This window comes from Ornithinibacter sp. (assembly GCF_035443565.1).
Classification (GTDB): domain Bacteria; phylum Actinomycetota; class Actinomycetes; order Actinomycetales; family Dermatophilaceae; genus Fodinibacter.
In genome coordinates, this window is record NZ_DAORSO010000176.1 from 1 (window position 1) to 4040 (window position 4040).

4 protein-coding genes and 1 pseudogene are annotated in these 4040 nt (G+C 73.7%); all 5 read right to left on the reverse strand.

Translation table 11 applies throughout. The annotated features are described in order from the left end of the window. Window positions 1-108: 108 nt before the first annotated feature. Window positions 109-1305, reverse strand: coding sequence for an XdhC family protein (locus PLL68_RS12825; RefSeq protein WP_324534673.1), 1197 nt, complete (start codon window positions 1303-1305; stop codon window positions 109-111). Continuing rightward, entirely contained in the window at window positions 1298-2461 is a 1164-nt protein-coding gene (locus PLL68_RS12830; RefSeq protein WP_324534675.1) for a vWA domain-containing protein, read from the reverse strand. Before PLL68_RS12830 ends, PLL68_RS12825 begins: the two co-directional genes overlap by 8 nt. Next, window positions 2458-3348: an AAA family ATPase gene (locus PLL68_RS12835; RefSeq protein ID WP_324534677.1), complete on the reverse strand. Its 891-nt coding sequence runs from the start codon at window positions 3346-3348 to the stop codon at window positions 2458-2460. Before PLL68_RS12835 ends, PLL68_RS12830 begins: the two co-directional genes overlap by 4 nt. Before the next feature lie 126 nt (window positions 3349-3474). Continuing rightward, window positions 3475-3810 carry a DUF202 domain-containing protein gene (locus tag PLL68_RS12840; protein WP_324534679.1) on the reverse strand — a complete coding sequence of 112 codons (336 nt, stop codon included), beginning with the start codon at window positions 3808-3810 and terminating at the stop codon, window positions 3475-3477. Between the two features lie 50 nt (window positions 3811-3860). After that, a pseudogene (locus tag PLL68_RS12845) lies at window positions 3861-4040 on the reverse strand (YidH family protein); the annotation flags it as partial.

Sequence of the window (4040 nt, forward strand, 5' to 3'; positions counted from 1 at the left end):
GTTGACTCTCCTTCGGCAGGCGATCGTGACGTGTTCGTGATCCTCACCTGAAGTGACCCCCACCACAAGGGCTTCGACGATATCCGCACCGATTGATGCTGCAGACCGTCAAAGGTGGTGGTGGATCGAGCCGCCGATGTCCTGAAGCCGTCGGCCGCCGCCGCCCCACTGCAGCGCCACGATCTCGGCGGCGATCGACACGGCCGTCTCCTCCGGGGTCCGCGCCCCGAGGTCGAGCCCGATCGGTGAGCTCAGCCGCGCCAGCTCGGCCTCGGTCACCCCCACCTCGCGCAGCCGGGCCAGTCGGTCCTCGTGCGTGCGCCGGGACCCCATGGCCCCGACGTACGCCACCTCGGGCAGCCGCAACGCCACCTCGAGCACCGGCACGTCGAACTTCGGGTCGTGGGTGAGCACGCAGATCACCGTGCGCTGGTCGATCCGCCCCGCGTCGACCTCGGCGGCCAGGTAGCGGTGCGGCCAGTCGACGACGACCTCGTCAGCTGCCGGGAACCTCGACGCCGTCGCGAACACCGGCCGCGCGTCGCAGACCGTCACCCGGTACCCGAGGAACGCCCCGACGTGTGCCACGGCCGCGGCGAAGTCGATCGCCCCGAAGACGAGCATCCGCGGCCGCGGTGCGTACGACGCGACGAACACCCGCATGCCCTCCCCGCGGCGTTCACCATCGGGCCCGTACGTCAGCGTCTCCGTGCGCCCCGCCGCGAGCAGCCCTCGCACGTCGTCGGTGACGGCCGCGTCAGCCCGCTCGCTGCCCAGCGACCCGGCGACGACCGCGGATGCCGTGCCACCGGCATCCGAACCAGCCTCACCTCCGCGCCCCTCGCCCGCCACCTCGCCTGCGGCACCCTCGGGGCGCACGACGAGGCGGCGGCCCACGAAGGCCGGATCCGGGTGGTCGATGACGGTCGCGACCGCCACCGGGCGGCCGGCCTCGACGTCGGCGGCGACGGAGCCCAGCTCGGGAAAGGTCTCCTTCGACACGGTCTCCACGAACACGTCGAGGATGCCGCCGCACGTCAACCCGACCGAGAACGCGTCGTCGTCGCTCACCCCGTAGCGCTGGAGGACCGGGGTCCCCGAGGCCATGACCTCAAGGCCGAGCTCGTAGACGGCGCCCTCGACGCACCCGCCGGAGACCGACCCCACGGCCTCGCCACCGGGCCCGACGAGCATCGACGCACCCGCCGGGCGGGGCGCGGAGCGGAAGGTCGCGACGACGGTACCGACGCCCACGGCATCCCCGGCGTGCCACCACGCCATCAGCTCGTTCAGCACGTCACGCACGCGCCACCACCTCCGTCAGCTCCTGGAACGCCGCCATCGAGTGCCCCGCGACGAAGTCGTCGACATGGGGCAGGACCGCCATGATGCCGCCCTGCACCGGCTCGTACCCGGCCCGCCCCCGGTGCGGGTTGACCCAGACGACCCGGTGCGCCACCGCCCGCAGCCGGCGCACCTGCTCCCCGAGGGCCTCGGGCTGGTCGCGCTCCCACCCATCGCTGAAGACGACGACGACCGCGCCGCGTGCCATGCCGCGCCGCCCCCACCGGTCGAGGAAGACCTTGACCCCCTCGGCCAGGCGGGTACCGCCCGACCAGTCGGGGATGGCCCGGCCGGCCGCGACGATCGCCCGGTCGGGGTCACGCTGGTGCAGCGGGCGGGTGACGTGGGTGAGCCGGGTGCCGAGGGTGAAGACCTCGGTGGGCACGCCCGCCGCGCAGTAGGTGTGCGCGAGGCGGATGAGGGCGTCGGCGTAGGCGCTCATCGAGCCCGAGACGTCGATGAGCAGCACGACGCGCCGGGGCCGGTCGGCGCGGCGGCGCCAGGTGACCTCGCCGGGCTCGCCCATGCGGCGCAGGATGGAGCGCAGCGTGCGGCGGGCGTCGACCTGGCCGCGGCGGGCCCTGGTGTGCCGGTGGGCCCTGCGGCGGGGTGCGCGGGGGCGCAGGGCCGCGAACATCCGCACGAGCTCCTCGCGGTCACGGCGGTCGAGCGTGGCGACGTCGCGGTGGCGCAGGATCTCGGTCGAACTGGCCTGCGCGGCAACGGTGTCCGGGTCGTCCTGGGCTGAGTTGGCTGCGCCGGCCGAGTCGTTCAGCCCGGCCTGGCTGGTCACCTGCTGCAGCGGCGGCCGGTTCTTCATGCCCGCACGCTGCCCGCTGAACCACGCGTGGAAGACGAGGTCGTAGCGCTCGAGGTCGGCCGGTGACCCGCACAGGGTCGCCCGCCCTGCGTGGTAGACGCCGACCTGGTCCTCGAGCCCCAGCGCGGCCACGGCCTCGAGGAAGGTTCGCTCGCGGTCGGCCGTCACCGCGACCCCGGCAGCTCGCAGCGCCCGGGCGAAGCCGAGCAGGATCTCCTCCGGCGGGCGGGTGGGCGCCGCGTCTTGCGCGTCGGTGCGGACGGCATCCGAACCCGGGCGGACGGCATCCGAACTCATGTCGTGAGCATGATGTCGAGGGCGCGGCGGACGCGTTCGGCGTCCTCGCGGTACTTCACCGCGACGCCCAGGGTGGCCGCCGCCGTCGCGGTGTCGAGCTCGCGCGTGCCGAGCTCGTTCAGCGCGCGCGCCCAGTCGAGGGTCTCGGCGACGCCGGGGGGCTTGAGCAGCTCGCGATCGGTGCGGATGCCGTGGACGAGTCGCACGACCTGGTCGGCGAGCGCCTCGGGCACCTCGGGGGCGCGGCTGCGCACGATCGCGAGCTCACGCGCGATGCCGGGGTGCTCGAGCCAGTGGTAGAGGCAGCGGCGCTTGAGGGCGTCGTGCAGCTCGCGGGTGCGGTTGGAGGTGAGGATGACGACCGGCGGGACGGATGCCGTGACCGTGCCGAGTTCGGGGATGGTCACCTGCCACGTCGAGAGCACCTCGAGCAGGAACGCCTCGAACTCGTCGTCGGCCCGGTCGATCTCGTCGATGAGCAGCACCGCCGGGGACTCGCGCAGGGCTCGCAGGACCGGGCGGGCGAGCAGGAAGCGCTCGTCGAACAGCCCTTCCTCGACCTCACGGACGTCTCTGGGGGCGTCCTCGACGGCTTCGAGCGCGCGCACGTGGAGGATCTGGCGGGGGAAGTCCCAGTCGTAGAGGGCCTGCGTGGCGTCGATGCCCTCGTAGCACTGGAGGCGGATGAGGGGCAGGTCCATGGCCTGCGCCAGGGCCTCGGCCAGGGCGGTCTTGCCGGTGCCGGGCTCGCCCTCCATGAGCAGCGGCCGGCCGAGGCGCAGCGCCAGCCAGGTGACGGTGGCCAGGGCCTCGTCGGTGAGGTACCCCGTCGCGCCGAGTGCGCCCTCGAGGTCGGCTGCCGAGTCGAACGTCGTGCGGGGGTCCATGGCGCCAGCATCCCTGACGCGCCGCCCGATCGGAAGCACTCCCCTCCCCGAACTCGGCCTTATCCGGGCAAGGTTCCTCCGAGCTTTCCCTCGAACTTGGGTGAAAATCGTCGTCTGGGCGGGTGGTCAGAGCAGGTGGGCCACGGCGGCGAGCAGTTCACCGACGGCCAGTGCCCCGACCAGGGCCGCGACGACGGCGGGCAGGCGGCCGTCGGCGAGCACCGAGAAACCGGGCTCGCCGGGGTGGGCTCGGGCCAGCCGGCGGGTGCGCAGCGCCGCGATGATCACCCAGCCCGCGAGGGCAGCAGCCAGCGCTGTGGGGACGACGACGGCCGGGCCGAGGGCGTCGAGGGTGAGGCGGCCGATCGTCAGGGCTCCGATGAGCAGCGCCAGCCCGGTGCGGCGCCACGCCAAGGTGGTGCGTTCCTGCGGGGCAGCCGGATCACCCACGGGCTGGCTCACCACCCGGAGCCCACCACTGGGACAGATCCGACCACTTGGTCAGATGCGTCTCAGGCACCGGTCACGCTCGTGACGCCGAGGACCACCGCGGTGACGGCCACGGCCACGAGCACGACGACCATCGCGGGGTTCGCCGGCAGTGGCTTGCCCTGGCGCATCGCCCGCTCGGTGCCCACCCACCCGCGCCAGGCGGCGAAGGCGGTGAGCAGGGCGGCGAGGGCCAGCCCGGC

Excerpts from the sequence above, each read along its gene's own strand:
- PLL68_RS12830 (WP_324534675.1), bottom strand. The coding sequence starts at position 2,461 with ATGAGTTCGGATGCCGTCCGCCCGGGTTCGGATGCCGTCCGCACCGAC.
- PLL68_RS12835 (WP_324534677.1), bottom strand. The coding sequence starts at position 3,348 with ATGGACCCCCGCACGACGTTCGACTCGGCAGCCGACCTCGAGGGCGCA.